Origin of the sequence: Microbacterium alcoholitolerans (genome assembly GCF_050408615.1) — a bacterium.
In the GTDB taxonomy this organism is placed as follows: Bacteria; Actinomycetota; Actinomycetes; order Actinomycetales; family Microbacteriaceae; genus Microbacterium.
In genome coordinates this window covers 1,759,801-1,786,692 of the sequence record NZ_JBNTKD010000001.1, presented here as the reverse complement: position 1 = coordinate 1,786,692, position 26,892 = coordinate 1,759,801, and the positions used below count along the sequence as shown (strand labels likewise).

Below are 26,892 nucleotides of genomic sequence, written 5' to 3'. Positions count from 1 at the left end.
GGGGGTTGTCGGATGCCCGTGGGACAGCTATGGGGTGGTCGACGCGACGCGGAGTCAGCCGAGGCGCGCCCGCAGCTGCTCCCGCAACCCCGGATCGCACACGTACACGTACGTGCCGAGCATCCCGCGCGTCAGCAGCACTCCATAGATGTTGCGGATGAACACCAGCAGATCGTCATCGCCGAACGCGCCCTTGAGGTGGCCGGTGTTCTCCTTGCCCTTCTTATCGCGATACGCGTCGCGATAAGCGTTGATCGAACCATCCGGATCCACCTGCAGATCCGGTCCGATGATGACGCCGGCGTAGTTGAGGTCATAACCCTGCACGGTGTGGATCGAGCCGACCTCGTCGAGTGAGCCCGAGGCGTTGATCCAGTCCTTGTCGGTGCTGTTCCATCGCATCCGCTCGCCGTCGAGCTCGATGTCGAACGCCGACGGGTCGCGCCGCGACACCCAATCCCATGCGTAGCCTGCCACGAGACGCGACAGTCCGACCTCGCGGTCGCGCGCGCGAATGGCGCTGCGCATCTCGCCGAGATCGTCGAAGAAGCGCAGGTCGTACTCGCCGAGATCAGGACGCAGCGGGTTCTCGCCGCGCAGCAGCGCGCGGATGAACTCGACGTAGTCCGCACCGGCCTGCACTCGCATCTGGGTCGTCAGCCTGAAGTGCCGGTGGGCGTCCTTCGCATCCCGCAGCTCGCGATCCAGATGAGCGGGGGAGAGGTCGTGCGGGCGCACGCTCTGCGCTCCGTCGATCAGCAGCATCCGATGCTTGCTTCTCGCCTTGATCCAGTCGAGCTGGGTGCGCGCCGAATCGTCCCAGCCGAACAGCGCTTCATTGATCATGCCGAACTTCTTGTTCTGCACGCCTGACGCTTGATTCGCGCGCTGATTCAACCGGTGCGTCTCGTCGACGAGGATCAGGTCGAAGTCAGCATCCGATTCGCCGACCTGGAACGGGGTCAGCACCATCTTCGGGTCGAGCTTCGGCGTCTTCTTGAACACCTGCTTCACCGACTGACGCAGCGACTGCTGCGGGACCACGAGAGCCATCTTCAACTCGCGCAGCAGCTCGCGGTTCTCGGGCGTGAAAAACTCGGCGAACATCGAGTCGGGCTCGACGTCGTCGCGGTCTTCGTGGTCCCGGATGTCGGCGAGCAGCTTCATGAGGAAGATCGCGATGATCGTCTTGCCCGTGCCCGGATCACCTTGGACGACGAGCGTGGACTCGGCAGTCGGATGCTGCAGATCGGCCAGCAGTCCCTCGACGATGTCCTCGATCGCGATGGCCTGATCGTCGGTGAGGGCCTTGAACGGTGAGAGCTTGAAAAGGTCGGTGTTCTCGATCTGGGGGATGCTGCGGCTGAAGAGCCCCTCGGCGCGCAGCGCCTCGAAGACGTCGCGAAAGGACTCGCGGTAGATCTCGCGATCGTAGTAGCGTGCGTCGCTGAGTCCGTCGTTGCCGTTGAGGATGCTGTACTGCCCGTCTCCGTGGAACCAGCGGATCAGGTGTGATTCGAGGTCGAGGCAGACCGACTTGTTGAAGCGCTCCCCAATGACGACGCGGATCGACTCGAGGCCCGCGTCGCGTTTGGGGCCGGCGAGGTGCTGTCGCATGCGGGATGCTGCATTGACCGTCTCGCCGACATAGAGCTTCTTGCCGCGGGCCGTGCTGTCGAGCACGTAGACGACGGGCCAGTCGGTGTGGTGCTCGTCGCTGCGCGCCCAGGCATCGACATGCTGCCGCTGGAACGGCAGCCGTTCGATGCTGAACTCGGTCATGCTTGCAGGTCCGTGTACTTGGTCATGCGCCCTTTAGCGAGTTCGGCCGGGTATTTCGCGCGGGTCTTCTCGAGCTTGCTCAGGATGATCTCGTCGATGTCGACGCCGAGCCTGTTCGCCAGGTGGATGCAGTAGGTGAGCACGTCGGCGAGCTCTTCTTCTACGCGTTCCCGATCGGGTTCTTGGCTCCACTGGTACAGCTCGAGCAGCTCGGCTGCCTCGATCGAGATCGACTTCGCGAGGTTCTCGGGAGAGTGGAACTGGTCCCAGTCGCGCTCAGCGACGAAGGCGCGGAGGGCCTGCAACGTTGCGGGGGTGGGCATGAGAGTGACGGTAGCAGGCGACACTGCTGACCATCAGGGTGTCCGCTCGCGCGGAGCGAACCGCGGTCGACGAGCTGTTCGAGACCCCGCCGGCCGATCGAGTGGGGCTTCGCCGCCTGGGTGATCGCGTGGGCCGTACCGTCGGTGTTATGGGGCTCGGCCATCTACATCGGACCGGTGGCGGCTGCCGTGCCGTCGTTCGGCAACTCTCGTATCTGGCCGGTGCGCTCGCCTACCCGGCGCTGCGGTCGATGCTGTCGCCAGGGTGAAGTCGTCACGACACTGGACTAATCCTGGTTGTCGAGAAGGCTCGCGACCGCCGTTCCCGTGTCGATGATGTGGGTGCGGGCAGCCTCGGCTGCGCCCTCGGCATCCTGCTTCGCGATCAGCTCCATGAGCTGACGCTCCACGCTCACCCAGTCGGCGCCCAGACGCCCCTCCACCATCGCGAAGTAGAACCGGGCGCGCTTCTCGAGCGCTGCCGACAGCGTGGCCATAACACTGTTATTGCACGCCTCTCGCACCGTCTGGTTGAACTGCACGCTGGCCTCGGCCACGGCATCCGAATCACCGGTCTGCGCCGCCGACTGCCCGGCCTCGACCGCGCTGCGCAGCAGCGCCAATTCGTCGTCAGTGCGGCGCTCGGCGGCGAGAGCCGCAATGTGCGCCTCGATCCCCGATCTCGTCTCGAACAGCTCGTGCAACTCGGTCATCGAGCGCTCGCGGACGTAAACGCCGTGCCGCGGTCGGATGTCCACCCAACCGGCCTCGTGCAGCGAGCGCAGGGCTTCGCGCACCGGAATGCGGCTGACTCCGTACTGCGCTGCGATCTCGTCGGCGTTCAGCCGGGTGCTCGGCGCGATTTCTCCGTGAATTATCGCCTCTTCGAGGAACCCGTGGATTTGTGCGGGAAGAGTGGTTCGGCCGAGAGGGGGAGTGCCGGCGACCGCGGTCGATGCGGTTGCTCGTGACATCGTCATCCCCCCGGACCTCTCCCGCGTCGTGCTGGAACCCGATCCTGAGAATATAGCGCTCTTGCCAGCCATCAGCTGAGGAACTCCATCGCGGTCGTGGTGAAGAGCACGGCGCAGCGCAGCACTTCATCCTCTTCCGCATAGTCGTCGACCCCGGCAGACAGCCCGGGCTGGGGCCCGAAGCACAGCGCGGGAGTGCCACGTAGCCGCCACCTGCTCGCATCGCTCGCAGGCAGACGCACGGCGAAACGAGGGGCTTCGAATCTGTTCCGCTCATGGGCTGTCATCCATGCTCGTCCGATCGCTGACTCCGGCGTCGTCCAGTTCGGATCCCAGCCCTTGATTCGTCGCACTGTGACTTCGCCGACGCGATCGGCGATGTCGGTGATCGTCCGCTGCGCCTCGTCGATTGTCATCCCCGGGGGGACCCTGAGATCGATCTCGGCCGTGCCGTTCACTGCGACCTGCCCGATGAACGTCCCCGCGCGCACCGTGCCCACGTTGGCAGTAAGTTCGAACCCGGGGTCCTGCGCGTCGACGACTCCGATGAGGCCGGAGGGGATCTCCGCACGCATCCCGTTCAAGCGGTCGACCTGCGCGACCACTTCGGCGAGTCGAGCAGTTGCCGAGCGGCCCTGTCTCACGGACGAGGAGTGCCCGGCGTCGCCGGTTGCAGTCAGCTCCAGCCACAGCACCCCCTTCTCGCCCACCGCGAGGCGCTGGAAGCCCGGGCCTTCGCCGCACAGCATTCCGTCGCCGACGATCCTGGGTATGGTGCGCAGTAGGTACGCCGCTCCGTTCTCGCCGAACACGACTTCGTCGCTGACCGCGGTGAACGTGACGCGACCGCTCCAGGTCTCGGGATGCTCGGTGAGCAAGCGCACCGCGTGAATCATCGCGGCGACCGAGCCCTTCATATTGCCCATCCCCAGTCCGTACAGGCGGCCGTCCTTGCGGGTGAGCTCGTAAATCGGCACCGACCAGGCCGACTCGTCGCCGGGAGGCATGGTGTCCATGTGCACGTTGAGCACGAGATGAGGGCCGGGACGACCCGAGTCTAGCTCCGCGACGACCGACGGCATCGTCGGCACGGACTGCTCGAAGCGCGAGCGAACGCCGAAGCCTGCGAGCGCCGCGGAGACCGCCGCGGCCATTCCCCGCGTATCACCGTCGGGGTTGACGCTAGGCTGTGCGACGAGTTCGGCGCACAGCCCGACGATCTCCTCTCGTCGACTCCGGATCTTCTCCCGGATCGTCGCCGCGAGGGCATCCGTCATCGTCTCCATGATGCTGCTCCTGTCGTGGTCTGACGGCGCCAATCCGCGGCGGCGAATGGCCGACCGTCGGCGGTGCCGGCCGCGACGACCGCACCGAACAGGTCGTCGCCGGCGGGGCGCGGACTGATGATGTGCCCACGACGGCGCAGATTCTCCGCGCCGTCGTGGTCGTCTTCGATGAGCAGCTCGGCGTCCTGACTGCGCCAGCGGGGCGCCGCGATCGCCACGTCGAGGGAATCGCCGCTGAAACGCATTCGCGCCAGCACCTGGATCAGGGTCTGCACCTGCCCGTCGGCGCCCGGAGTGGCGAGGGCGAGCACGTCTCCGTTAGGGAGGGCGACAAGCGCAGGGGCGAGCGTGTGCACCGGTCGGCGTCGAGGCCCCGGGGCGTTGTCTCCGGTGGTGAAGCCGCCCGCGCGGTTGTTCAACACGATCCCAAGCTCCGGCACGAGCACGCCCGAGCCGAAATCGTCGAAAACGCTGACGAGCGATGAGACCACCATGCCATCGGAATCCGCGACGGCGACACCCGCGGTGTGCAGGTATGCCCGCGGGCCACCGCGGTTCTGTGCCCGGTCGACGTCGACGTCGAGCGTCTCGTCGAGCAGAGCCGCTCCGCGAGCCGCAGAGTCGCGGTGCGCGAAGGCCGCTTCCGTGAGTTCGACCAGAACATGCTGCAGGTTGTCGTGGTCGACGGTCGTGATGCGATCGAGCGCGTTCGCCACCATCGCGAGCAGCGTGCCCTGTGTCGGAGGCGGCTGCACTGACAGCCGCCCGCCTGCCCACCCGCACTCGACGGGGACTGCGATGGGCGTCTCGTGCCCCGCCAGATCGGTCGCGTCGAGGGTGCCGCCCTGCCTCTCCACTGCGTTAGCGATGGCCTCGGCAGCGGCCCCGCGGTAGAAGGCGGTCGGCCCGTGCTCGGCGACCGCCCGCAGCAGTCGCGCGAGCTCCGGCTGTCGCCAGCGCTCTCCCTCGGCGAGATGCAGCAAGGGCCAGTCCGCCGCACCGTGCCGAACAAGCCGGTTGCGCTGCGCCTCGACGGCTGTGGCGAGGTTGGCCTCGACGCGGATGCCCTCGTCGCACAGCCGGATCGCTTCCTCCAGGGAGTCTGCGAGGGGCAGTCGTCCGAACAGGCGAGCAGCCGTCGCCCAGGCGTCGACGATGCCGGGCACGGTGATCGAGGTGCCACCGTCGGTGGCATAGCGCTCCGGCTGGCGTGCTGGGCTCATGCCCGTGCCGGTGAGCGCTCTCGTCGTTCCGCGGTCGTGGACCAGAGCGAGCATGTCGCCGCCGACACCTGCTGCGTGTGGCATGACTACGCAGATCACCGCCTGTGCGGCGATCACGGCGTCGATGGCGTTCCCGCCGCGGGTGAGGATCGCGGATGCCGCGGCGGCAGCCCGCGGGTGCCCGGCGGCAGCGGCACCGTATGTGCCGTGCACGGCATTGCGAGAACGGGCGGTTCGGTTCATGCGATTCCCCCTTGTCGATCCGCATCGGCATTGATGCTTGTGTTCAGATTATTTATGAATTATAAAAGATACAAGCCGACGTGGCGGGCTCGCTGGAGCAGGCAATCGTCGGAACGATGACGCACCTGACCGGTTCGAAGGAGAATCATGAAGACGTCGATGAAGACCTTGGGCGCCCTGCTCGGCGCCACGATGCTCGTGCTGTCGGGGTGCGCAATCGAGCTCCCCTCGGCTCCCCCCGCCAGCACGCCCGCCGGCGATGACACAGAGGCGCGACCCGGGGCGCCCATGACCGCAGGGTTCGGCGCGGACGTGGTGAAGGCCTGTGAAGCGGCGTCCCCGAGCCTCGACGCGATCCGCGACAGAGGGGCTCTGAACTGGGGCATCGGCATCTCGCCGCCATTCGGGTTCAAGGCTGCAGACGGCAGCTGGGCCGGCGTCGAAGCGGACAACGCCCGCGAGCTCGCCGCTCTTCTCGGCGTGGAAGCCAAGATCCAGGACTACGACTACAGCATCATGACGGCGGCCATCCAGTCCGACAAGGCCGACATCATCGGCGCGCAGCTGTTCATCACGCCCGAGCGGGCCAAGGCAATCGACTTCAGCGACTACTACTACCTCTCGGGGCAGCTCTTCTACGTGCTGGAGGACAGCCCATACCAGAGCATCGACGACCTGAACGACCCCGATGTGCGCTTCGTCTACGGCACCGGAAACGCTCAACTAGCCATCGCCGAGAAGTACATTCCCGAGGCGAACATCTCCGATGCGCCTCTGCGCGGACAGTTGCTGCTTTACGAATTCCTCGCCGCGGGGCAGGCCGATGCCTCGATGGTCGAAGCCGCGCCAATGCCGGTGCTGCTGGCGAAGTACACGGACCCACAGCTCGCCGCCATCGGCCTTCAGGGAAGAGTCACCTCCCCAACCGCCGGCGAGGACGACATCATCGACCCGTTCGAGGTCGCCTTCGGTCTGCCGCAGAACGACGCGGCCTGGAAGGGATGTGTGGACGCGTGGGTGGACGACGCGCGCAGCAGCGGTCGCATGGACGAGCGCATCCAGTACTGGCTCGACCAGAACGCCGCCGACTGAGGACGCCGACATGCCCCCCGTCATGCTGCCCGCGTACACCTTCGACTTCTCGTGGGTGCAGGGATCGCTGCCTATCTTCCTTCAGGCGGCGTTCCTGACCCTCCAGATCCTGATCTGGTCTGCCGTGCTGTCGGTGCTCATCGGGCTGATCACCGGCCAGATGTTGATGAGTCGCCATGCGTGGCTGCGCTGGCCCGCGCGAGTGTACGTCGACTTTTTTCGCCTGACACCGATTCTGTTCCAGATCGTCGCGATCTTCTTTCTCATCCCGATCGTCTTCGAAGTCTCGGTGCCCGCTTTCACCAGCGGCGTCATCGCGCTCAGCCTGAACTTCGGTGCATTCTTCGCAGAGATCTTTCGTGCCGGGGTGCAGAGCATCGACAAGGGGCAATGGGAGGCTGCGGAGTCCATGGGGATGCCGCACGTCAAGACGCTGGTCCGAGTTATCTACCCTCAGGCGATCAAGCGGATGCTGCCTCCCATCGGCAACATGCTCATCAGCCTGACCAAGGACACCAGCCTGATCTCAGTGATCGGCGTCGCCGAGCTCTTCAACACCGCCCAGAATGTGGGTGCGGGCACCTTTCGCCAGATCGAGGTGCTGCTGCTCGTGTCGCTCTTCTATCTGCTCATCAACCTGCCGCTGGCGATCAACGCCGAACGACTGAACAGGAGGATGAACGTTGCGCGATAGTAGAACCGATCGAGTGCCCGTCATCCAGAACGGCCCCGTGATCCGCGTGCGGGGTCTGCGGAAGAGCTACGGAGATGTAGAGGTGCTCAAGGGCGTCGACCTGGATGTCGAAGCCGGCGAAGTGGTATGCATCATCGGCCCGAGTGGCTCGGGCAAGAGCACCATGCTGCGCTGTCTTAACCACCTCGAAGTCCCTACCGGCGGCACTGTCGAAGTGCTCGGACAACGGATGGACGGCGTGCCCAAGCACGTCATGCGTATCCGCCGCGACATCGGCATGGTCTTCCAGCAGTTCAACCTCTTTCCGCACATGACAGCGCTCGAGAACGTCATGGAGGGACAGCTCTCCGGACTCGGCCGCTCCAAGGCAGTCGCCAAGGAGAAGGCTCTCGCCGCGCTCGCCGAGGTCGGCCTGTCTTCCCATGTCGACGCACGGCCGCAATCCTTGTCGGGAGGCCAGCAGCAGAGAGTCGCCATCGCACGGAGCCTGGCGATGAACCCGAAGGTGATGTTGTTCGACGAACCGACCTCGGCTCTCGACCCGGAACTGCGCGCGGAAGTTCTCGACACGATGCGCACGCTCGCCGCCGAGGACCGCACGATGGTGATCGTCACGCACGAGATGGGCTTCGCGAAGCTCGTCGCCGACCGGGTCGTCTTCATCGACGGCGGTGTCATCGTCGAGCAGGGCGACCCTGAGCTCGTATTGTCGACCCCCAGCTCCGAACGCCTCGACCGCTTTCTCAATCTCGTGCTCTGGGGTGAAGACCAGCCTCGGACGACATGACAACGACCGCACCATACGAAGGAGTAGCCATGACCACCGCTGCCGTCACGACGCCGGGCGTCACGACGCCGACTGCCGAGAAGCAGAAGGACATGCTCCGGCAGATGATCCGCATCCGCCGGTTCGAAGAGAAGTTGGCGCTGCTGTTCAAGCGCGGCACGCTGCCGGGTTTCGTGCACCTCTATCTCGGTGAAGAGGCCGTCGCCGTCGGCGTGTGCGCCGCACTGCGCCCGGATGACCGGATCACCTCCACCCACCGCGGCCATGGTCACCTCATCGCCAAGGGCGCGACTGTCGATCGCATGATGGCCGAACTGCTCGGGCGGGTCGACGGCTACTGCCGCGGCAAGGGCGGCTCGATGCACATCGTGAGCTTCGACTTGGGCATCATGGGCACCAACGGCATCGTTGGCGGCGGCATCCCGATTGGCACCGGGTCAGCATGGGGCGATCAGCAGCAGGGCCGAGACACCGTGACCGTCGTGTTCTTCGGCGACGGCGCCTCGAACCAGGGCGTGTTCTTCGAGTCGATGAACCTCGCGGCCATCTGGAAACTGCCGGTGATCTTCGTCTGCGAGAACAACGGCTACAGCGAGTGGTCGCCCAGCGAGACCGTCACCGCCGGCCGCATCGCGGACCGCGGCACCCCGATGGGCATCCCCGGGGTGCAGGTCGACGGCAACGACGTCGAGGCGGTCCGCATGGCCACCGCAACCGCCGTGACGCGAGCACGCGCCGGAGAAGGACCCAGCTTGATAGAGGCGCGCACCTATCGGTGGCACGGACACAACGAGGGCGAAGAGGCTTTCGCCGGCAATTACCGGCCGCAGGCCGAGCAGGACGAGTGGCGCGCCAAGGAGCCGATCGCCCGCTACGGCGACGCGCTCATCGCGGCTGGGGTCATCGACCAGGACGAGTGGGATGCGATCGACGCCGACGAGACCCGGGCCGTCGAGGACTCGGTCGACTTCGCCGAGAACAGTCCCTTCCCTGACGCCGAAGAAGCCCTGCAGCACCTCTTCGCCGACGCAACGAACGGAGCCGACCAGTGACCATGCAGCACACCGAGGCCAAGGAACGGCCGACCTACTTCATCAAAGCAATGAAAGAGGGTATCGCGGCTGCCATGCGCGACGACGAGCGGGTCGTCGTGATCGGAGAGGACGTCGACCGGTCGGTGATCGGCGCCACCCGCGGCCTGAGCAAGGAGTTCGGCGAGATGCGGGTGCGCAACACTCCCATCTCGGAGCAGGCGTTCGTCGGCGCGGCCGTCGGTGCCGCCGCCACAGGCCTGCGCCCGGTGGTCGACATGATGATCGGAGCGTTCTTCTACGTCTCCATGGACCAGCTCGCGAACCAGGCCGCGAAGTTGCGGTACATGTCGGGCGGGCAGGTCAGCCTGCCGATCACCTATTTCACGGCCACCGGCCCCAGCGGCGGCGGAGCCGCCCAGCACTCCGAGAACCTGCACTCCATGCTGATGAACGTGGCCGGCCTGAAGATCGTGATGCCGAGCACCCCGTATGACGCGAAGGGACTGATGCTCTCGGCGATCCGCGACCCTAACCCCGTCGTCTACCTGCAGGACCACGTACTCGGCGGAACGCGCGGGCACGTCCCGGCAGAGGACTACACGGTCCCCCTTGGCGTCGCCGACATCAAGCGCCGCGGCGACGACGTGACCGTGGTCGCCATCGGCGCCACCGTGCCGAAGGCGCTGAAGGTGGCCGCCGAGCTGGCATCCGAAGGCGTGAGCGTCGAGGTCATCGACCCGCGCACGCTCGTGCCGCTCGACATCGACACGGTGCTCACCTCGGTGGCGCGCACGGGCCGCCTCGTCGTCGTCGACAATGCGCGCCTGACGGCATCAGCCGCGAGCGAGATCGTCGCCTCCGTCGTTCAGAGCGGTTTCGGTTCGCTCAAGGCTGCGCCCGAACGCGTGGCCTGGGCCGACGTACCGGTGCCGTTCAGCGCCCCGCTCGAGGAGCGTGTGCTGGTGCAGGAATACGACATCCGCGCCGCGATCCAGCGCACCCTCGCCTGACCGACAACCAACGAGAGAGACAGAGCTATGGACATCATCCTTCCCAAGTGGGGCATGACGATGCAGGAAGCCGAGATCATCAGCGTCGACGTGGCCGTGGGCGACGTCGTGACCGAGGGCCAGTCCATCGTCACGGTCGAGACCGAGAAGGTGGATGCAGAGGTCGAAGCCCCGGCCGGCGGCACCGTCGCAGAGATCTTCGTCGCTGCAGGAGACACCGTCGCGGTGGGGGCAGTCGTCGCCCGGCTGACATGACCGCCTCGCCGATTGCGCAGCGCAGCGACATCTCCGCAGCCGCGGCGCAGCGCCTGATCGTCGAGGTGCACGACGAGTGCACCCGGCGCGGTATCCGCCTCGCAGCCGCCGTCGTCGACTCGGGCGGCAACCTCGTCGCCGCCGCGCGGATGGACGGCGCGCAGTTGGGCGCGCTCGGGATCGCTCAGGACAAGGCCTACACTGCGGTGTCGTTCGGATTCCCGACCCGCGCCTGGATGCACAGCTCGGCGCCCGGCGGCACCGACTGGGGGCTGTCGGCCACCCTCGGCGGCCGCGCGGTGGTGTTCCCAGGCGGTGTCCCGATCTATCACGAGGGCACCCTGATCGGCGGGCTCGGGGTCAGCGGCGCGGCATCCGAGGTCGACGAGGCCTGCGCGCTCGCCGCTCTCGGCGCGTGCGGATTGGAGAGCGCGTCATGAGCGCGGTGCTCGTCGCCGGCGGGGCGACCGGCATCGGCGCCGCCGTCGTGCGACGGCTGCGCGACGAGGGGCACGACGTAGTGCTCGTCGACCGCAACGCGGCGGCGGGCGACCCGCTCGTCGCCGAAGACCGGCCCGGCGCCGGCTGGTTCGTCGAGGTCGATCTCGCCTCGGCCGACGGACCGCGGCGAGCGGTGGATACCGCCCTTGCGCACACCGGCGGTCGACTGGACGCAGTGTTCTACAACGCGGGGGTGCTCGTCGCGCATCCGCTGTCCGAGTGGACAGTCGAGGAATGGGACCTCTCCGCGGCGGTCAACCTGCGCGCGCCCTTCCTCATGGCGCAGGCGGCGGCACCGCATCTCGCGCGTTCCGGTGCGGGCAGGATCGTGCTCACCTCATCCACCGGCGCCCTGCGCGGGCATGCCGGAATGCCCGCCTATCACGCGACCAAAGCGGGCCTCATCGGCCTCGTTCGCGCGCTGGCCGACGAGCTCGCACCGGTGGGGACGACGGTGAACGCCATCTGTCCCGGCTGGGTCGACACGCCGTTCAATGACGGCTTCTGGGGCCACCAGCACGACGCTGGAGAGGCCCTCGCCAAACTGGAGCGCAGCATCCCGCTCGGTCGCCAGGCACGACCCGATGACATCGTCGGCAGCGTGCTCTTCCTCATGTCAGAAGCCGCGTCGTACATCACCGGGCAGTCGCTCGTGATCGACGGCGGATACACCGCGGTTTGAAAGGACATCAGATGCGGTACGACCTCTTCGCGAACCCCCGAGCCGTGGCGTCTATCCCCGCCGAGGCCGAGCAGGGATCCTCTCCCATCGACTACCACCGCACCGTGCCCGGGTACCAGCCGACGCCGCTGCTCGATGCGCCGCGCATCGCGCAGGCGCTGGGAGTTGCACGCGTGCTCGTGAAGGACGAGTCGACTCGTCTGGGATTGCCCTCGTTTAAGATGCTCGGCGCCTCGTGGGCGACGGCGTTCGCGGTGCGCCGGGAATGGCTCGGCGGGATCGAGGAGTCGCTCTCGCCGGAGCAGTTGCGCCAGCGGATACCGGATGCCGGCGCGAAGCGGCTCGTCGCGGCCACCGACGGCAATCACGGTCGGGGTGTCGCCCGTATGGCGAAGCTGATGGGTGTCGCGTGCAATATCTTCGTGCCGGCGGGAACGGCCGCATCGCGCATCGCCGACATTGAGGTCGAGGGCGCCGAGGTGATCGTGGTGGACGGCAGCTACGACGACGCGATCCTGCGTTCGGCTGAAGAGGCCGACGACAACACCATCGTGGTCTCGGACACCTCCTGGGAAGGCTACTCGGCCATCCCCCGCGAAGTTGGGCACGGGTACTCCACGATGTTCCGCGAGATCGACCAGGCGCTCGCGGCGAACGGAGCGACAGCACCCAGTGTGGTGGCGTTCCAGGCCGGGGTCGGCTCGTTCGCCGCCGCCGGCCTCGTGCACTACCGCTCCGACGCCGCAACCACCCCGCCGCGTACGGTGATCGTCGAGCCGCTCCGCGCGAACTGCCTGCTCGCCTCGGCTCGAGCCGGCGCCATCACCGAGGCGCCGCCGCCGCACGACTCCACCATGGCCGGCCTCAACTGCGGCCTCCCGTCGCAACTGGCCTGGCCCATCATCGACCGCACGGCTGATGTGTTCGTCGCGATCGACGACGACGCGGCGGACGTCGCGATGCGGGCCTACGCCGAGTCGGGGATCGTCGCAGGGGAGTCTGGAGCCGCTTCGCTCGGTGGGCTGCTCGCCATCGTCCGATCCGGGCACGCGGACGCTCGGGCGGCCGCGGGGCTGTTGCCCGATGCGACCGTGCTGCTGATCAACACAGAATGGGCGACCGACCCGGTCAACTACGAGGCCGTCGTGGGCACGTCGCCTCAGCGGGTGCAGGGCGAGAGCGACACCCGCCGCCAGGCCGCGGGGGTGGTGCAACTGTGACCCGTGCCTCGGCCCCGGAGACGACCGGTCGCACCGCCCCGTCCCTGTGGAGCCTCATGATCGTCGGCGCGGTCGCCGGTCTGCTCTCGGGCCTGTTCGGCGTCGGTGGAGGCGTGCTCATCGTGCCTGCGCTCGTGCTCGCTCTGGGATTTGCCCAGCGCATTGCGCACGGCACCTCGCTCGCCGCGGTCGTACCCATCTCGATCGTGGGGGCGGGCGCCTATCTGCTACACGGCAGTGTCGATCTGCGCGTCGCCGGCTTGCTGATGATCGGCACGGTGGTCGGGGCCATGTGGGGCGCGCGGCTGCTTTCGTGGCTGCGGCAAGGCGTGCTGCGTTGGCTGTTCATCGCCTTCATGCTGTTTGTCGCCGTGCGGATGATGCTCGAAGTCCCCGCTCGGGGAGTCGACATCGAACTCACCCTGACGCTCGGCGCGATCCTCGTCGGCGTGGGCCTGCTCACTGGCATCCTGTCTGGCCTTCTCGGCGTTGGCGGTGGCGTCTTCATGGTGCCGGTAATGGTCGTGCTGCTTGGGATGAGCGATCTCACCGCGAAGGGCGTGTCGCTCCTCGTGGTCATCCCTACCGGGCTCGTGGCCACCTGGTTCAGCCTGCGCAAGGGCAATGTCGACCTGCGCTCCTCGGCGGCGATCGGCCTTACCGGTGCCGTGACCTCGGTCGGCGGCGCTGCTCTCGCCTTCCTGCTCGATCCTCAGGTGGCGTCCATCCTGTTCGCCGCCTTCCTCGTCGTGGTCGCCATCCGCATGGCTGTCCACGCGATCAAGCAACACCTCACACCCGAATCGAAAGGCAGCAAGTGATGTCTGAGACGACGAAGTCATCAGCGATCGAAGTGCAGCACGTCAACGCGATCCCGCCCGGCGAGCGCCAGGGCACGGCACGCGACCTCTTCCCGGTCTGGTTCTCGGCGAACCTCAACGTCGGCAACGCATTCTTCGGAGCGCTGGCCGTGGTGGTCGGCAACAACCTATTCTGGGCCGTCGTCGCGGTCGTGCTCGGCAACCTCGCCGGAGCGATCTTCATGGCCCTGCACTCGGTGCAGGGCGCCAAGCTCGGCGTGCCTCAGTTGATCCAGAGCCGTGGGCAGTTCGGCTTCTACGGCGCGCTGCTGCCGATCGCGCTCGCCGCGTTCCTGTACCTCGGATTCTTCGCCACGACGGCTGTGATCGGCGGGCAGGCGCTCTCCGCGGCCGCCCCGAGCATCGATCTTCCCATCTCGATCATCGTGGTCTCCGCGCTGAGCCTCGTGCTGTCGCTGATCGGCTATCGTGCCATCCATGTCGCGGCTAAATGGGCGATGTGGCCGCTCGCGATCGCCGTGATCATCGTGACGGTGGCGGCGCTCATCCACGGCGGTCTCGACATGACCATGGCGGGTTTCGCCCCCGGCCCCTTCCTCACCGCTTTCGGTCTGGTTGCCACCTTCCTGCTCACCTATGCTCCGTACGTGTCCGACTACTCCCGCTACCTGCCCACAGACACCAAGCCCAGCGCGGCCTTCGGCTGGACTTTCGGTGGCGCCTTCTTGGGCACGACGTGGACGATGCTGCTCGGCGTGCTGCTGGCCACGCAGTTCAACCCGGACGACACGATGGCTTCGATTGGTGAGCTCTTCGGCGGCGGTTGGATCGTCGCGATCATCCTCGTCGTCACCGCGGTGGCGATCGGCGGCAACAATGCGCTCAACCTCTACGGCAGCATGCTGAATCTCATTACGGCGGCGACCTCGTTCCGCAAGGTGCGGGCGTCGAAGGCCACCCGGGTGTGGATGCTTATGCCGACGTTCGTCCTGGGTCTGATCATCGCGATCTTCGCCTCGGGCGAGTTCGCGGCGAACGTCAGCATATTCCTGTCGTTCCTACTGCTCGGCTTCGTGCCGTGGGGTGCGGTGAACCTGATCGATTATTACTGGATCCGCAAGGGCGAGTATCAGGTCGACGAGTTCTTCAATAAGCGCGGCATCTACTATCACGACGCGACGACGTGGACCTACGGCGGCGTCAACTGGCAAGCGTTCATCGCCTACTTCGTCGGCATCGCCGCCGCACTGCCGTTCATGAACAACGGCGTCATCAAGGGTGCCGCCACACCGCTGTTCGGTGACGCCGATCTGTCGTGGATCCCCGGCCTGATCGTGACCGGTCTGGTGTATCTGCTGCTCACGGCCCGCAACCGCCGGACGGCGGCTGCTCCTTCCGAGTCGCTCAAGACAGGAGTGTGATCATGAACGCCGACCGTCTGTTCTTTCTGCAGTATGGCGCCGAGAGGGTGTCGAAGAACCTGTCGCTGGCAGGCGGTCGGCACCATCTCTACTGGGAGCCGCTGTTCGGCGCCCTGGTCGAGACCCGCGAGGGATGGGTGCTGCTCGACACCGGGATGTCGCGATCAGCCCACGAGGATCCGGTGAATTCGGCCGCATACGCAGCCGGATGCGCCGGTGCCCCGAACCTCGATGAGCAGTGGCATCTGTACCCGGAACCGCCCGAGGGGCGGTACAACTGGGGTAATGGCGAGAATCCGCTCGAGACAGCGCTCGCCGAGATTGGTCTCGTTCCCGGCGACATCACCTTGGCGGCGGTCAGTCACATGCACGTCGACCACTCCGGCGGCATCCCGACCCTTGCGCGGGCGGGAGCGACCATCGCGATCCAGCAAGCCGAACTCGATTTCGTGCGCAGTGGCGCCGTCGGTATCGCCGAGGGGTTCTACGAACCCGACTGGTCAGAGCCTGGCACGCGATGGCGGATGCTCGACGGCGATGAGGAGCTCGCGCCCGGCGTGCACGCTCTGGCGACGCCGGGGCACACTCCGGGGCATCAGTCGTTCCGCGTCGAGCTGCCAGAATCGGGTACATGGGTGATGGCCGGGGACGCGGCCGATCTGGCGCAGAACTTCTTAGATCACGTGCACTGCGGATCGTACGCAGGTGGGACGGACGCCGACGAAGCCGATGCCAGGGCGTCATTCCAGAAGCTGCTTGCGGTGTCGCGCGAGACCAGCGCCCACCTCATCCCCGGGCACGACCAGGTCGTGCTGAACGCCGTGCATCACCCGAAGGGAGGGCACCGATGAGCGCGCTCGCTGAATCTGGGCTCCTCACTGGACGTGTGGCCCTCATCACCGGCGCCGTCGGGGCGATCGGCCACGCGATCGCCGATCGGATGGCGTCGCAGGGGGCGGCGGTGGTCGTCGCCGACCTCGACGAAGCGCAGGCGTCCGCCGTCGCCGCCGAGATCGCCGCGCGTCACGGAGTGCGGACGATGGGAATAGGAGTCGACGTCACCGAGCCGACACCGCTCGAGAACGTCGCCGACCGTGTCGAGGCGGAGCTCGGAGTGTGCGACGTGATCGTTGCCAACGCCGGCATCCTCGTCGCGAAACCCGCGCTCGAGATCGAACAGCGTGAGTGGAACACCGTGATCTCGGTCAATCTCACCGGCGCATTCCACACCGCGACCGTGTTCGCGCGACGTCTCGAAAGATCGGGTCGAGAAGGAAGCGTGATCTTCTCCTCCTCTCTGTTCGGGCTGCGCGGTGGCCGGGGCAACGCGGCGTACTCGGCGTCGAAGTTCGGGCTGATCGGGCTTGCGCAGAGCATGGCGGCCGAACTCGCACCGGCGGGCATCCGGGTCAATTCGGTGTGCCCGGGGCAGATCGGCACGGCGATGCTCAACCAGCTCTTCGATCGCCGCGCGGAGCAGAACGGCACCACCGCTGAGGCCGAGCGGCAGCAATTCGTCGAGCGTATCCCGATGGGCCGGCTCGGGTCGGCCGAGGATGTCGCCGACACCTTCGTCTACCTCGCGAGCGACCTCGCGGCCTACGTCACCGGGCAGAGCATCGTCGTCGACGGCGGGTGGCAGGTCGGCTGAATGTTCGACGCCTAGCGCCGGCCAGAGCGCGGTCAGCCGCTGCTGCACATCGAGCAGATGCTCAGTGACCTTCGTGGCGGTCTCCGGCGCGGATGAAAGTGGGCGCGAGTGGAACCGTCCTTGTCGCCGACTTCGAGCACCAAGGCGATTCCAAGTTCGCGAAATGGCCGTCAGTTCCTCCGCCTCGCTCCGCTCAGGCTTGATGCCAGCCGCGAGAGCGCCGACTTGATCACCTCTGCCTCGTTGGCGTCGAGCTTCGAGAACCACACGCTTTCGCGGGCGTTGTAGTCGCGGTACACCTCGGTCATCAGCTCGGCACCCTCGGCGGTGGCTTCGATCAGGATGCTGCGACCGTCGTTCTCGGCGGGCGTACGCGTGACCACGCCGTCTGCCTCCAGCCGCTTCAGCAGCGCCGAGACGGCGGCGCGGCTCATTCCGGTGAGCTCAGCGACGCGCAGCAAGGTCATGCGACCTGCGGTGACGAGGACGATAAGCACCCGCAGGCCGGCGGGGGTCAACCTCTGCTCAAGCTCGCCACGGATGTCGTAAACGATCAGCTCGAAGGCGCGGTGCAGGGTCATGAAGAACGTCGCGGCCTCGAGATCGAGCCACGGCATCTTTCCGCTCGCCACCTGATCGAAGTGCTCGACGAAGGACCAATACGAGACGTCGCCGAGCTCGGTTCTGTTGTAACTTCCAGAGCCGTTCTCGGGATTGTCTTCGCCCAATGTCATACCTCCAACGCGCCGGTGAGTCAGATCGTGCCTGAAGTCTAGCGAGAGCTGATCACGAAATAGTTAACGTATTGACTATCTCATGAATCCTGGTTAGCGTGCTGGGCAACCCCTCCAACGAAAGGAGAAGCAATGAGGCTTCGCACCACCCGAGCACTCGTCGTCACCGCATCGCTTGCGCTCGCCACATCGCTTGCCGCTTGTTCGTCCGCACCAGCATCCGAGCCCTCCGGGGCACCCGGCGCAGAAAGTGAGATCGACCTCAGTAGTGCACTCAGTGCACCCGGCGTGCTTGTCGCGGCTGACAGTGGCAGCGTCAAACCGCTCAAGTACACCGACGCCGGCAGTCCGGAGATGAAAGGGCTCATCGTCGATCTGACGAAAGAGTACGCCGACCGGCTCGGCCTTGAAGCGCAATTCGAGAAGGTGTCGTCGGATGCCGTGATCCCGGGCGTTCTGGCTCAGCGTTACGACGTGGCGCTCGCGGCCGGTGACTTCGCCGAGCGTCGCAAGACCCTCGACTTCGTGGACCTCGTCGAAGGTGGCGTCGTATTGATCGTGCAGAAGGGCAACCCTGCGGACATCGCGGGGAGGGAGGATCTCTGCGGCGCTCGCCTCGCAATCGTCAAGGGCAGCATCCAACAGGGCTACGCAGACGAAGAGCAGAAGAAGTGCGCTGACGCCGGCAAGCCTGCGATCGACATACAGGGATACGCGGACGGTCCGACCGCTACCCTCGCGCTGCAGAGCGACCGCGTGGACGTCGAATGGTCCGACCTGGCCGTTGCCAACGAGCTCGTTGCCGATCAGCCCGATCAGTTCGAACTCGCCGGGGAGCCCGAGCATCTCGCGCCGTATGGTGTTGGCATTCCGAAGGAGAACACCGAACTGCGCGACGCCATCTTCGAGGCGCTCACGGCCATGAAGGAGGACGGCACCTACGACCGCATCCTTGCGGAGTGGGGCCAGGAGAGCCTTGGGCTGGAAAAGATCGAGATCAATGGTTCAAAGTTCTGAGGTGATTCTGCGACCAGCGCAGAGCCCGGAGGAGAACGGTCTGGAGAAGAAGACGTATCGCTTCGCCAAACCGCGCCGAACGTCGTGGTGGATCTCCGGGGGCATCGTCGCGATCATGCTGATAGGGCTGATCGACTTCCTGGTGCGTGGCCAGAACTGGCAATGGGACGTCGTCTGGGAGTACCTGTTCCACCCGGACATCATGGCGGGGCTTCGCAACACGATCGTTCTGACGTTCATCTGCGCGATCAGTGGCCTGGTGATGGGAGGACTCGTCGCCTATCTGAGGATGTCCGCGAACCCCGTGTTCCAAGCGGTCGGTGCAGTGTACATCTGGTTCATCCGGGCCATTCCGGCGCTGGTGTTGCTGCTGTTCATCTTCTTCCTTTCGGCGTTGCTGCCACAGATTCCCATCGGATTGCCGTTCCTTCCGCCGTTGGTGTCGTTTCCTACGAATCAGCTGATCTCGCAGTCGACGGCAGCCATCCTGGGCCTCACCCTGATCCAGGGCGCGTACATCGGCGAGATCTATCGCGGCGGCATCCTGTCGGTGCCTCGCGGGCAGCTGGAAGCAGCGCGTTCCATGGGGATGACTGGTTGGCAGTCGATGCGCCGGATCATCGCGCCCCAATCGATCCGAGTGATTATCCCCGCGCTCGGCAACGAGATGATCACGCTGTTCAAGAACACATCGCTGGTCTTCGTGATCGGCTACACCGAGCTGCTCACCACTGTGCAGCTGATCTACGGCGTCACCTATCAGACCATCCCGCTGCTCGTCGTGGCATGCATCTGGTACCTGGTGCTGACGAGCCTCGCCATGGTCGGGCAGCGCCAGCTAGAGCGCAGATACGGAAAGGGGTTCCGCGGTGTCACCGACTGAACCGAAGGATGGGCCTCTGATCCGGGCGCGCGACGTCGAGAAGCTGTTCGGCGAAAACCATGTCCTCCGGGGTATTAATCTCGACCTGCACCACGGTGAGGTGATCTCCCTTCTCGGCCCATCGGGGTCAGGCAAGAGCACGTTCCTGCGATGCATCAACATGCTGGAGACGCTCGACTCAGGCGCCGTTCACTATCAGGGTGAACTGCTCGGCTTCAGTCTGCGGGATGGTGTGTATCACCCCCTTTCGGAGAAGAGACGCGCGCGACAGCGGGAGCACTTCGGAATGGTGTTCCAGCAATTCAATCTCTTCCCGCACATGACCGCCCTAGAGAACATCTGCGAGGGTCTGCGCGTGGTGCATCGCCAGCCCAAGGCGCAGGCAGAGGAGCGTGCGAGATACCTGCTCGACCGCGTTGGGCTGGTTGAGAAGGCCGACGAGTATCCGGGGATGCTGTCGGGCGGCCAGCAGCAACGCGTCGCCATCGCTCGCGCGCTGGCGCCGCATCCGAGCGTGATGCTCTTCGACGAGCCGACTTCGGCGCTCGACCCCGAGCTCGTCGGTGAAGTGCTGGACGTGATCCGCGAGCTGGTCGATGCCGGTATGACGATGCTCATCGTCACTCACGAGTTGAACTTCGCTCGCGAGGTCAGCGACAAGGTGGCACTGCTCGATGAGGGCCGCATCGTCGAGTTCGGCGATCCGGCTGATGTGCTCACCAACCCCCAGTCGGCGCGTGCACACGCGTTCGTCAATGCAATGAAAAGGAAGTAGAACATGCGCAATATCGGAAAGAGCGACATCGCAGTCAGCGAGCTTTCCCTCGGTTCATGGCACACATACTCGCGTCTGTCGTTCGAAGCCAATGTCAACCTGATCAACCATGCTTACGAGCGCGGCATCCGGTTCTTCGACGTCGCGTACTACCGCGACAAGCCGCACACCGAGGTGCTCTTCGGACGGATGCTGCAAGAGGCCAACTTCTCCCGGGACGATATCGTCATCGCCGAGAAGGTTTGGTACTTCGACTATCCCGAGCGTTCCCTGACGTCGCAGCTCGACGCGTCCATGAGGCGGCTTGCGGTGGAGAACGTCGATGTGATCATCGTCGAACATCCGCGCCCTGAGATGGATGTTGAGCGCCTCGCGCGGGATGCAGCAGAGCTCGTGACATCGGGGCGTGCCCGTGTCTGGGGCGGTCTCAACTGGCGACCGGAGCTGATCCGTCGAGCGCATGACCTCTGCGTTGCCGAAGGACTGCCGACTCCCGAGATGGTGCAGTTGAAGTACTCCGTCGTCCGACAGAATGTGGTCGACGGCTCCGACTATCAGTCAGTACTCGCCGATACCGGGATGTCGGTGCATGCGTCGGACTCGCTCGAGGGCGGCATTCTCACGGGCAACCTCTCACCCTCGCGGCACATAGGCCTCGATATTGGAGGCATCCGGGAGGACATCAAGGCACGCGTTCCCGCCATCGAAGAGGCTGCGGCTTCCCTCGGTGTCACCGCGGCGGAGTTCAGTATCGCGTTCGCTGTCGGAAGCCCGAACGTGTGCTCACTGCTGTTCGGAGCCACCCGTCCAGAGCAGATCGACTCGAATCTTCGAGGGTTGGAACTCGCTCGCACTCGCGGCGATGAAGTGCGGGCGCTTGCGCGTGAGCTGGGCGTCGACAATCACGACATCGACCCGCCGTACGGACATGACGTGCCTCTGACGGCCGACTTCGTCGCCTAGCGCCGTGAGAAGGGCAGGCGCGGCCACCCTCGGGTGTCGCTCCTGCCCTTCGCTATCCGCGACCCTGTCATCAGAGTCTGGGAGCGATCTCCCTGACGGTTTCGGAGCCGAACACTGAATGAGCTCCTGCGTTCGGGCAACCGAGATTGAGACAGACTGCGCGATCGTCGTGGGCGGGCCGACCACCCCAACTGTCTCTTGAAGGATGCTGTGGTCACCCAGACGTGAGGCTGTCGTCGATGCGGGCGTACGCCGATTGCATCTCGGCGGTGACGTCGGTGCCGAGCGTACGCACCTGCGTCAGACTCGGCTGGCGTCCCGCAACATGGGGTACGAACCGCACGTGTGCCTCGATCAAGTCAGCCTCGACCTCATAGGCCTCCGTGATCTCGAATGTGGAGTCGAAGACCAGGAACACCGCCGAGTGGTACCCAGCGCTCCGGAACGGACTGAAGCGCGCCCCGGCGCCAGCCGCGCGATTCGCCATCGCCTTGACCTGGATTCTGTGACCGCTGGCGGTCGTGATGTCGTGCGACTTGGTCGAGTTGGGTTCGAGCACGCCGCCACGCGCGAGCCACACGACGTGCTCTGCGATATCGCCCAGCGGCTTGTTGTTGGTTCGCACCAGCTCGCGTCGCCGAAGCTCCGTCACGATACTCGCTTCCAACTGCATCAGGTGCTTCACGGATAGTCGCGTGACATTGGGCAGGAGATCGGACTCATCCTTGCGGCGCTCATTCGTGGTGGTCATGGATCTCCTCTGAGAACCAGTGTGCCGGATCGTGTCAGCCGACGCTCAGCTCTGCGAACCCTCGGCATCGAGCGGGTCATGTCATCGGATTCAACCCCCATCCCCGTCGCACCCAGAGCATGCTGTACCCATGACCACCGAGCTCGAGACAGACTGCGCGATCGTCGGCGGCGGACCGGCCGGACTCATGCTGGCGCTTGCGCTGCTGCGTCAGGGTATCCGGGTCATCGTCATCGAGAAGCACGCCGACTTCCTCCGCGACTTCCGCGGCGACACCATCCACCCCTCCACGCAAGACCTGCTCGCCGACCTCGGCCTGCTCGACGAGTTCCTCACCCGCCCGCACGACGACATGCCCCGCGTCACGTTCAGCTGGTACGGCAACGAACTAACGCTGGCGGACTTCACCCACCTGCCCACCCGGCGCAAGGTCATGACCTTCATGCCGCAGTGGGACTTCCTCGACCTGATCGCCGAGGCGGCAGCGCAGCATCCGAGGTTCACCCTCCTGCGCTCCACTCGCGTCGGCGAGCTGATCCGCGACGGTGACCGCGTCGCCGGCGTCGTCGGAACCGGCCCCGATGGCGAGGTCGCCGTCCGCGCCCGCCTCGTCGTCGACGCCTCCGGCCGCGACTCTGACATCCGCGCCGCGGCGGGCCTCATCCCGACCGGAGTCGCCTCCGCGATGGACGTCCTCTGGTTCCGCATCGCCAAGACCTCGGGCGAGCGCTACCCCTTCATCCAGGCGGGATCCGGGCTCATCATCACGATCGACCGCGGCGACTTCTTCCAGATCGCCCATGTGATCCCCGCCGGCGCGTGGCATGGCAGCGACGCCGACCTCGCCGTGATGAAAGACCGGATCGCGCGCATCTCGCCCGGCATGGCCGACGCCGTCTCCGCGCTCGCCGCCTCTGACGTGCACCTGCTGCGCGTGCGGCTTGAGCGGCTGCGCAGCTGGTTCGTCGACGGGATGCTGTGCATCGGCGACTCCGCACACGCCATGTCACCCGCAGGCGGCGTAGGTATCAACATCGCCATTCAAGACGCCGTCGCCGCCGCGCGCATTCTCGGCCCGGTGCTGCGCGACGGCATCCCGACCACAGCAGATTTGCGCCGCGTGCAGCGACGACGCACCTGGCCCACGTGGATCACCCAGTTCGTGCAGCGCCGCATGCAGGGTCCCCTGATCGCCGAGCGAGCGGCGGAAGCTCCGCTGCCGTTTCCACTGCGGATGCTGCGCGACCACCCGCGCCTCACGCACGTCACGGGTCGCTTCGTGGGTATCGGTGCGCGGTCCGAGCGGCTGCAACTGGATCAGTGAAAGCGGCTGGGCTCAGTCGCAGGCGACGCCATTCTTGTCACGGTCGAGCTTGTAGATATCCGTCCCGACGACGCGCGCCGTTCCATCGAGGTAGGCGGGACCATCCCCACTGCCACCGCCACAGTCCACATCGCTCGCGATCGGAACGCACGCTCCCGTGTAGTTCGGATCGCAGTCGCCGCTCGGCTGGGTCAGCGGCACCGGCTTGGCGGCAGGCGGCGGCGCGGGGGCGGGCTGCGGCTTGAGGGTTCCTCGCGTCGTGACTTCATGCACCGGTTCGACGGCGATTGTCTCGCTCACGACGTCGCGAGCGACTTCCCGTCCGTCGACGTAGGTTACTTTGTACGTCGTCCGCTTCGTCCCGTTGACGCCCGCTGTAGAAACCACTGTCGTTCCTTCGCTCACCGTCGGGTCGTCGACGGTGGTGCGGTCAAACGGGATGATCGAATCGACATCCACCTCCTCGAAGGTGGTCGGCATAGGGGTTGGCGTCGGGGTTGCCCTCTCGGCCATTGACGCCGCCTCTTGCACAGTGGATGAGATGAGCGCTGCGGCTGACGGTGGCTGCTCCTTGTCTGTGGGGTTCGCGTTCGCAACGCCGCCGCCGAGGACGAGTAGTGCGGCTACGCCAAGGGTCGCAAATCCCGTCTTACGTGAACGCATGCCCAAGCGCGGGGTAGCGCCTTTGATGATCGTGAACAGACCAAGTGCTGCAGCGAGGATGACGACGATTACGAACACCGGGGTAGCCACGCGGCCCAATAGGCCACCGAGTGCGGTGATTCCGATTATCACCGCGAGCACGATCCAACCGGGGTGGCTCTTCTTGTTGGGTGATGCGGCGCGCTTGCGAGCCATTGAGCACCTACTTCGGGACAGCGAGGCGCTCGCATACCAACCGGATGCTGCGTCGCGACGGGTGGTGCGGAGTCGGGAGTACTCCGCCGCGCCGACTTTCGTCGACTGAGCCACACCTTAGCGGAGAACGCGCCACCAAAGAGCAGCTGCGGCCAGGTATTTGCGTCTAGCCTCGCCCGCTGTCCTATCCGTGACGCACGGGAGCACCCGCCTGCATCTCGGGCCCAAGCCGCCGATTCACTCAAGGGATGTGCGCGTACCCGTCCCCCTCATGCCCTTGCTGCTCGGCAGCCGTGAGGTCCCGCAGCTGTTCGTCATGCGTCGGCGCACGGTCATCTGGGCTCTCTGCCTCCGGGCTTTCGACGTCAGCGCCGGGTGACTGCTGGCGCTCGTCGTCTCGATCCTTGCTGAGGTCCGGGTCGACGCCCTCGGCGTCGAGCGGATCGTCCATGAAAGGGGTGGGGTCAGACATACCGGTCTCCGATCTCTTCGACGCTCAGGCTGGCATCCGTCACCACCGAACGGCACCCCGTTGACAACGACGACTCAAACGCTCGCGTCTCCGTCGGGCTCCCACCGCAGCAGATCCCCGGGCTGGCACTCCAGAACTTCGCAGAGGGCATCCAGCGTCGTGAACCGCACGGCCTTCGCGCGCCCGTTCTTCAGCACGGCAAGGTTCGTCGGAGTGATGCCGATGCGCTCGGCGAGTTCGCCGACGGCCATCTTGCGCCGGGCGAGCATCACATCGATGTCGACGATGACCGGCATTCAGATCACCTCGCCGAGTTCGGTGCGCAGCGCCTGCGCCTCGACCTCGCGTTCGGTCGCTTGCCGCAGCAGCGCCTTCATCACCACGACCAGCAGCGCCATGCCACCCAAGACCAGCGCGGCTCCGCACACCAGGGCCACGACACCGGGAGCGATCTGCGTCGGTGCGAGCACGAACGCCATCCCCACGGCGAGCAGCGCGGTCGCACCGATCGCGCCGATGATGACGTCGACGTACCGGAACGAGGACTGCTGGAAGATCGATCCGCGCCGCACCCTGGTCAGCAGCAACCACACGCACACGGCGAACACCTGCATCGTCAGCACGCCCAGCACCACGATCACGACGAAGCTCACGCGGAACCACGTCGGGGTGCCGTCGAGATCCACCCAGATCAGCGGCGCGAGCACCGTCTGCACGACCAGCGAACCCGCCAGCGCCAGCGCGATCACCACGCGCAGCAGCACGATTGTCGTCCGTCCCATGACAGCATCCTCTCATCGAGCAACAGAGAGAATCTATCGTTAATCGTTCGATTGCGACAGTCTTGGGCACGGTCGTACATATGCCCAGCTCCACCCTCGTCGCACCCGCGATGCGCCGCGCACGCCTCGGCGTCGCGCTGCTCTTCCTCACCAACGGAGCGCTGTTCGCCAACATCCTGCCGCGCTACCCAGAGATCAAGAGCACGCTCGGACTCGACGCCACCACCTACGGACTCGCCATCGCAGCCTTCCCCGCCGGCGCGATCGTGGCGGGGCTGGCTGCGGCGGTGTTCATCCGCCGCTTCGGCTCGGCGAGGGTCGCCGTCGCCGGCACCATCATCACCAGCCTCGGCATCCTCGCCGCCGGCTTCGCGCCGCACGTCGCATTCTTCGCGCTCGGCCTGTTCCTCGGCGGAGCATCGGATGCCATCACCGACGTCGCCCAGAACGCCCACGCCCTGCGCGTGCAGCGCGGCCACGGCCGCTCGATCATCAACTCGTTCCACGCGATCTGGTCGATCGGCGCGGTGCTCGGCGGCTCGATGGCGGCTGCGGCGATCGCGCTGGCCGTCCCCCTCGGCATCCATCTGATCATCTCGGCGATCCTGTTCGGCATCGTCGCGATCATCGCCCTGCGCCTCTGTCTGCCCGGCCGCGACCGCGAGATCGACGAGGATGCCGTCGCCGACGGTCCCGAGCTCGGCGGCGCCCTGCAGCGCATCACCGCGAAGACCGTCATCATCCTGATCGCGCTCGTGCTGATCTCGATCGCCGGAGCGCTCATCGAAGACGCTGGGATGTCGTGGGCGACCCTCTACCTGGTCACCTCGCTCGACACTCCCGCGGCGCTCGCCGCCACGGGATACATCGCCCTCGTCGGCGCGCAGTTCGTCGGACGCATCGTCGGCGACGGCCTCACCGACCGGTTCGGTCAGCGCGCCGTCGCCATCACCGGCGGACTGATCGCCTCGGTCGGCATGGGCCTCGCCCTCGCCTTCCCGTCGATCCCCGGCACCATCCTCGGCTTCGCCGCCGCCGGGTACGGCTGCGCCACGCTCATCCCCGCCGCGATGCACGTCGCCGACGAGCTGCCAGGCCTCAAGCACGGCGCCGGTCTCACGATCGTGTCCTGGCTGCTGCGCCTCGGCTTCCTGCTCTCACCGCCCATCGTCGGGCTCGTCGCCGACAACGCAGGCCTGCGCACAGGGCTGCTCGTCGTGCCGATCGCGGGAATCGTCGCAGTGCTCTGCGCGTGGGCGCTGGAAGGGCGGTCGGATGCTGTCGCCCAGCGCAGCGGTTGAACCCTCACCCGCGTGAGCCCGCCTGCCGCGTGG

At 66.0% G+C, this 26,892-nt stretch carries 30 protein-coding genes; 19 read left to right on the top strand and 11 right to left on the bottom strand.

Annotation, left to right across the window (positions count from 1 at the left end):
* Positions 1-54 precede the first annotated feature (54 nt).
* The 5 genes from ACQUSX_RS08560 to ACQUSX_RS08540 all read right to left on the bottom strand — a co-directional run bounded on the left by ACQUSX_RS08560 (position 55) and on the right by ACQUSX_RS08540 (position 5,831).
* Positions 55-1,782, bottom strand: a complete 1,728-nt coding sequence (locus ACQUSX_RS08560; RefSeq protein WP_428906522.1) for a DNA/RNA helicase domain-containing protein — start codon at positions 1,780-1,782, stop codon at positions 55-57.
* Positions 1,779-2,105, bottom strand: coding sequence for a nucleotide pyrophosphohydrolase (locus ACQUSX_RS08555; protein WP_428906521.1), 327 nt, complete (start codon positions 2,103-2,105; stop codon positions 1,779-1,781). The genes ACQUSX_RS08560 and ACQUSX_RS08555 overlap by 4 nt, the downstream gene beginning before the upstream one ends.
* A 287-nt stretch (positions 2,106-2,392) precedes the next feature.
* Complete coding sequence (locus tag ACQUSX_RS08550) at positions 2,393-3,079, bottom strand: GntR family transcriptional regulator (RefSeq protein ID WP_428906520.1); 687 nt, start codon at positions 3,077-3,079, stop codon at positions 2,393-2,395.
* Positions 3,080-3,150: 71 nt separating this feature from the next.
* Entirely contained in the window at positions 3,151-4,365 is a 1,215-nt protein-coding gene (locus tag ACQUSX_RS08545; protein WP_428906519.1) for a M20 family metallopeptidase, read from the bottom strand.
* A complete protein-coding gene (locus ACQUSX_RS08540) occupies positions 4,353-5,831 on the bottom strand; it encodes a gamma-glutamyltransferase (protein WP_428906518.1) in 1,479 nt (492 codons plus the stop codon). Before ACQUSX_RS08540 ends, ACQUSX_RS08545 begins: the two co-directional genes overlap by 13 nt.
* Positions 5,832-5,978: 147 nt before the next feature.
* On the opposite strand from ACQUSX_RS08540, the gene ACQUSX_RS08535 reads away from it, so the two are divergent.
* The 13 genes from ACQUSX_RS08535 to ACQUSX_RS08475 are packed head-to-tail and all read left to right on the top strand — an operon-like array spanning position 5,979 to position 16,999.
* A complete protein-coding gene (locus ACQUSX_RS08535; protein WP_428906517.1) occupies positions 5,979-6,923 on the top strand; it encodes a substrate-binding periplasmic protein in 945 nt (314 codons plus the stop codon).
* Positions 6,924-6,978: 55 nt separating this feature from the next.
* The gene (locus ACQUSX_RS08530; protein WP_428929959.1) at positions 6,979-7,617 is read left to right on the top strand and encodes an amino acid ABC transporter permease; all 639 of its coding nucleotides are present in this window, start codon (positions 6,979-6,981) and stop codon (positions 7,615-7,617) included.
* Entirely contained in the window at positions 7,607-8,404 is a 798-nt protein-coding gene (locus ACQUSX_RS08525; protein ID WP_428906515.1) for an amino acid ABC transporter ATP-binding protein, read from the top strand. The genes ACQUSX_RS08530 and ACQUSX_RS08525 overlap by 11 nt, the downstream gene beginning before the upstream one ends.
* 29 nt (positions 8,405-8,433) lie before the next feature.
* Positions 8,434-9,456 (top strand): thiamine pyrophosphate-dependent dehydrogenase E1 component subunit alpha, encoded by a 1,023-nt coding sequence (locus ACQUSX_RS08520; protein ID WP_428906514.1) that lies wholly within the window; start codon positions 8,434-8,436, stop codon positions 9,454-9,456.
* Between the two features lie 2 nt (positions 9,457-9,458).
* Positions 9,459-10,448: an alpha-ketoacid dehydrogenase subunit beta gene (locus ACQUSX_RS08515; RefSeq protein ID WP_428907617.1), complete on the top strand. Its 990-nt coding sequence runs from the start codon at positions 9,459-9,461 to the stop codon at positions 10,446-10,448.
* Positions 10,449-10,475: 27 nt separating this feature from the next.
* Entirely contained in the window at positions 10,476-10,703 is a 228-nt protein-coding gene (locus ACQUSX_RS08510; protein WP_428906513.1) for a biotin/lipoyl-containing protein, read from the top strand.
* Positions 10,700-11,143, top strand: coding sequence for a GlcG/HbpS family heme-binding protein (locus tag ACQUSX_RS08505; protein WP_428906512.1), 444 nt, complete (start codon positions 10,700-10,702; stop codon positions 11,141-11,143). The genes ACQUSX_RS08510 and ACQUSX_RS08505 overlap by 4 nt, the downstream gene beginning before the upstream one ends.
* A complete protein-coding gene (locus tag ACQUSX_RS08500; RefSeq protein ID WP_428906511.1) occupies positions 11,140-11,886 on the top strand; it encodes an SDR family NAD(P)-dependent oxidoreductase in 747 nt (248 codons plus the stop codon). Before ACQUSX_RS08505 ends, ACQUSX_RS08500 begins: the two co-directional genes overlap by 4 nt.
* Positions 11,887-11,897: 11 nt before the next feature.
* Complete coding sequence (locus tag ACQUSX_RS08495; protein ID WP_428906510.1) at positions 11,898-13,106, top strand: diaminopropionate ammonia-lyase; 1,209 nt, start codon at positions 11,898-11,900, stop codon at positions 13,104-13,106.
* A complete protein-coding gene (locus ACQUSX_RS08490; protein ID WP_428906509.1) occupies positions 12,998-13,927 on the top strand; it encodes a sulfite exporter TauE/SafE family protein in 930 nt (309 codons plus the stop codon). Before ACQUSX_RS08495 ends, ACQUSX_RS08490 begins: the two co-directional genes overlap by 109 nt.
* Positions 13,927-15,348 (top strand): purine-cytosine permease family protein, encoded by a 1,422-nt coding sequence (locus ACQUSX_RS08485; protein ID WP_428906508.1) that lies wholly within the window; start codon positions 13,927-13,929, stop codon positions 15,346-15,348. The genes ACQUSX_RS08490 and ACQUSX_RS08485 overlap by 1 nt, the downstream gene beginning before the upstream one ends.
* A gap of 2 nt (positions 15,349-15,350) precedes the next feature.
* Positions 15,351-16,199 carry an N-acyl homoserine lactonase family protein gene (locus tag ACQUSX_RS08480; protein WP_428906507.1) on the top strand — a complete coding sequence of 283 codons (849 nt, stop codon included), beginning with the start codon at positions 15,351-15,353 and terminating at the stop codon, positions 16,197-16,199.
* On the top strand, positions 16,196-16,999 hold the full coding sequence (locus ACQUSX_RS08475) for an SDR family NAD(P)-dependent oxidoreductase (RefSeq protein WP_428906506.1): 804 nt from the start codon (positions 16,196-16,198) through the stop codon (positions 16,997-16,999). The genes ACQUSX_RS08480 and ACQUSX_RS08475 overlap by 4 nt, the downstream gene beginning before the upstream one ends.
* Before the next feature lie 170 nt (positions 17,000-17,169).
* Here the strand turns inward: ACQUSX_RS08475 and ACQUSX_RS08470 are convergent, their stop codons facing one another.
* The gene (locus ACQUSX_RS08470) at positions 17,170-17,733 is read right to left on the bottom strand and encodes a MarR family winged helix-turn-helix transcriptional regulator (protein WP_428906505.1); all 564 of its coding nucleotides are present in this window, start codon (positions 17,731-17,733) and stop codon (positions 17,170-17,172) included.
* 132 nt (positions 17,734-17,865) lie between these two features.
* On the opposite strand from ACQUSX_RS08470, the gene ACQUSX_RS08465 reads away from it, so the two are divergent.
* Genes ACQUSX_RS08465 through ACQUSX_RS08450 form a run of 4 tightly spaced genes read left to right on the top strand, consistent with a single transcriptional unit; the run spans position 17,866 to position 21,371 of the window.
* Positions 17,866-18,750 carry an ABC transporter substrate-binding protein gene (locus ACQUSX_RS08465; RefSeq protein ID WP_428906504.1) on the top strand — a complete coding sequence of 295 codons (885 nt, stop codon included), beginning with the start codon at positions 17,866-17,868 and terminating at the stop codon, positions 18,748-18,750.
* A gap of 1 nt (position 18,751) precedes the next feature.
* Positions 18,752-19,633, top strand: a complete 882-nt coding sequence (locus ACQUSX_RS08460; RefSeq protein ID WP_428906503.1) for an amino acid ABC transporter permease — start codon at positions 18,752-18,754, stop codon at positions 19,631-19,633.
* Positions 19,620-20,408, top strand: a complete 789-nt coding sequence (locus tag ACQUSX_RS08455; RefSeq protein WP_428906502.1) for an amino acid ABC transporter ATP-binding protein — start codon at positions 19,620-19,622, stop codon at positions 20,406-20,408. The genes ACQUSX_RS08460 and ACQUSX_RS08455 overlap by 14 nt, the downstream gene beginning before the upstream one ends.
* A gap of 3 nt (positions 20,409-20,411) precedes the next feature.
* Positions 20,412-21,371: an aldo/keto reductase gene (locus ACQUSX_RS08450; RefSeq protein ID WP_428906501.1), complete on the top strand. Its 960-nt coding sequence runs from the start codon at positions 20,412-20,414 to the stop codon at positions 21,369-21,371.
* 214 nt (positions 21,372-21,585) lie between these two features.
* Here the strand turns inward: ACQUSX_RS08450 and ACQUSX_RS08445 are convergent, their stop codons facing one another.
* Positions 21,586-22,122 carry a DUF6998 domain-containing protein gene (locus ACQUSX_RS08445; RefSeq protein ID WP_428906500.1) on the bottom strand — a complete coding sequence of 179 codons (537 nt, stop codon included), beginning with the start codon at positions 22,120-22,122 and terminating at the stop codon, positions 21,586-21,588.
* Between the two features lie 130 nt (positions 22,123-22,252).
* Between ACQUSX_RS08445 and ACQUSX_RS08440 the strand changes: the two genes are divergently transcribed.
* Entirely contained in the window at positions 22,253-23,446 is a 1,194-nt protein-coding gene (locus tag ACQUSX_RS08440) for an FAD-dependent oxidoreductase (protein ID WP_428906499.1), read from the top strand.
* Positions 23,447-23,458: 12 nt separating this feature from the next.
* On the opposite strand, the gene ACQUSX_RS08435 is transcribed toward ACQUSX_RS08440, so the two are convergent.
* The 4 genes from ACQUSX_RS08435 to ACQUSX_RS08420 all read right to left on the bottom strand — a co-directional run bounded on the left by ACQUSX_RS08435 (position 23,459) and on the right by ACQUSX_RS08420 (position 25,558).
* Positions 23,459-24,304 (bottom strand): G5 domain-containing protein, encoded by an 846-nt coding sequence (locus ACQUSX_RS08435; RefSeq protein ID WP_428906498.1) that lies wholly within the window; start codon positions 24,302-24,304, stop codon positions 23,459-23,461.
* A gap of 241 nt (positions 24,305-24,545) precedes the next feature.
* Positions 24,546-24,776: a hypothetical protein gene (locus ACQUSX_RS08430; protein WP_428906497.1), complete on the bottom strand. Its 231-nt coding sequence runs from the start codon at positions 24,774-24,776 to the stop codon at positions 24,546-24,548.
* A gap of 74 nt (positions 24,777-24,850) precedes the next feature.
* Positions 24,851-25,072: a helix-turn-helix domain-containing protein gene (locus ACQUSX_RS08425; RefSeq protein ID WP_428906496.1), complete on the bottom strand. Its 222-nt coding sequence runs from the start codon at positions 25,070-25,072 to the stop codon at positions 24,851-24,853.
* Entirely contained in the window at positions 25,073-25,558 is a 486-nt protein-coding gene (locus tag ACQUSX_RS08420) for a DUF2975 domain-containing protein (RefSeq protein WP_428906495.1), read from the bottom strand.
* A gap of 80 nt (positions 25,559-25,638) precedes the next feature.
* Between ACQUSX_RS08420 and ACQUSX_RS08415 the strand changes: the two genes are divergently transcribed.
* Complete coding sequence (locus tag ACQUSX_RS08415; RefSeq protein WP_428906494.1) at positions 25,639-26,859, top strand: MFS transporter; 1,221 nt, start codon at positions 25,639-25,641, stop codon at positions 26,857-26,859.
* Positions 26,860-26,892 lie beyond the last annotated feature (33 nt).

Excerpts from the sequence above, each read along its gene's own strand:
- ACQUSX_RS08480 (WP_428906507.1), top strand. The coding sequence starts at position 15,351 with ATGAACGCCGACCGTCTGTTCTTTCTGCAGTATGGCGCCGAGAGGGTG.
- ACQUSX_RS08490 (WP_428906509.1), top strand. The coding sequence starts at position 12,998 with ATGGGCGACCGACCCGGTCAACTACGAGGCCGTCGTGGGCACGTCGCC.
- ACQUSX_RS08520 (WP_428906514.1), top strand. The coding sequence starts at position 8,434 with ATGACCACCGCTGCCGTCACGACGCCGGGCGTCACGACGCCGACTGCC.
- ACQUSX_RS08465 (WP_428906504.1), top strand. The coding sequence starts at position 17,866 with ATGAGGCTTCGCACCACCCGAGCACTCGTCGTCACCGCATCGCTTGCG.
- ACQUSX_RS08430 (WP_428906497.1), bottom strand. The coding sequence starts at position 24,776 with ATGTCTGACCCCACCCCTTTCATGGACGATCCGCTCGACGCCGAGGGC.
- ACQUSX_RS08445 (WP_428906500.1), bottom strand. The coding sequence starts at position 22,122 with ATGACCACCACGAATGAGCGCCGCAAGGATGAGTCCGATCTCCTGCCC.
- ACQUSX_RS08555 (WP_428906521.1), bottom strand. The coding sequence starts at position 2,105 with ATGCCCACCCCCGCAACGTTGCAGGCCCTCCGCGCCTTCGTCGCTGAG.
- ACQUSX_RS08560 (WP_428906522.1), bottom strand. The coding sequence starts at position 1,782 with ATGACCGAGTTCAGCATCGAACGGCTGCCGTTCCAGCGGCAGCATGTC.
- ACQUSX_RS08435 (WP_428906498.1), bottom strand. The coding sequence starts at position 24,304 with ATGGCTCGCAAGCGCGCCGCATCACCCAACAAGAAGAGCCACCCCGGT.
- ACQUSX_RS08485 (WP_428906508.1), top strand. The coding sequence starts at position 13,927 with ATGTCTGAGACGACGAAGTCATCAGCGATCGAAGTGCAGCACGTCAAC.
- ACQUSX_RS08425 (WP_428906496.1), bottom strand. The coding sequence starts at position 25,072 with ATGCCGGTCATCGTCGACATCGATGTGATGCTCGCCCGGCGCAAGATG.
- ACQUSX_RS08500 (WP_428906511.1), top strand. The coding sequence starts at position 11,140 with ATGAGCGCGGTGCTCGTCGCCGGCGGGGCGACCGGCATCGGCGCCGCC.
- ACQUSX_RS08495 (WP_428906510.1), top strand. The coding sequence starts at position 11,898 with ATGCGGTACGACCTCTTCGCGAACCCCCGAGCCGTGGCGTCTATCCCC.
- ACQUSX_RS08535 (WP_428906517.1), top strand. The coding sequence starts at position 5,979 with ATGAAGACGTCGATGAAGACCTTGGGCGCCCTGCTCGGCGCCACGATG.
- ACQUSX_RS08510 (WP_428906513.1), top strand. The coding sequence starts at position 10,476 with ATGGACATCATCCTTCCCAAGTGGGGCATGACGATGCAGGAAGCCGAG.
- ACQUSX_RS08470 (WP_428906505.1), bottom strand. The coding sequence starts at position 17,733 with ATGACATTGGGCGAAGACAATCCCGAGAACGGCTCTGGAAGTTACAAC.
- ACQUSX_RS08515 (WP_428907617.1), top strand. The coding sequence starts at position 9,459 with ATGCAGCACACCGAGGCCAAGGAACGGCCGACCTACTTCATCAAAGCA.
- ACQUSX_RS08440 (WP_428906499.1), top strand. The coding sequence starts at position 22,253 with ATGACCACCGAGCTCGAGACAGACTGCGCGATCGTCGGCGGCGGACCG.
- ACQUSX_RS08505 (WP_428906512.1), top strand. The coding sequence starts at position 10,700 with ATGACCGCCTCGCCGATTGCGCAGCGCAGCGACATCTCCGCAGCCGCG.
- ACQUSX_RS08415 (WP_428906494.1), top strand. The coding sequence starts at position 25,639 with ATGCCCAGCTCCACCCTCGTCGCACCCGCGATGCGCCGCGCACGCCTC.
- ACQUSX_RS08550 (WP_428906520.1), bottom strand. The coding sequence starts at position 3,079 with ATGTCACGAGCAACCGCATCGACCGCGGTCGCCGGCACTCCCCCTCTC.
- ACQUSX_RS08545 (WP_428906519.1), bottom strand. The coding sequence starts at position 4,365 with ATGGAGACGATGACGGATGCCCTCGCGGCGACGATCCGGGAGAAGATC.
- ACQUSX_RS08450 (WP_428906501.1), top strand. The coding sequence starts at position 20,412 with ATGCGCAATATCGGAAAGAGCGACATCGCAGTCAGCGAGCTTTCCCTC.
- ACQUSX_RS08475 (WP_428906506.1), top strand. The coding sequence starts at position 16,196 with ATGAGCGCGCTCGCTGAATCTGGGCTCCTCACTGGACGTGTGGCCCTC.
- ACQUSX_RS08540 (WP_428906518.1), bottom strand. The coding sequence starts at position 5,831 with ATGAACCGAACCGCCCGTTCTCGCAATGCCGTGCACGGCACATACGGT.
- ACQUSX_RS08420 (WP_428906495.1), bottom strand. The coding sequence starts at position 25,558 with ATGGGACGGACGACAATCGTGCTGCTGCGCGTGGTGATCGCGCTGGCG.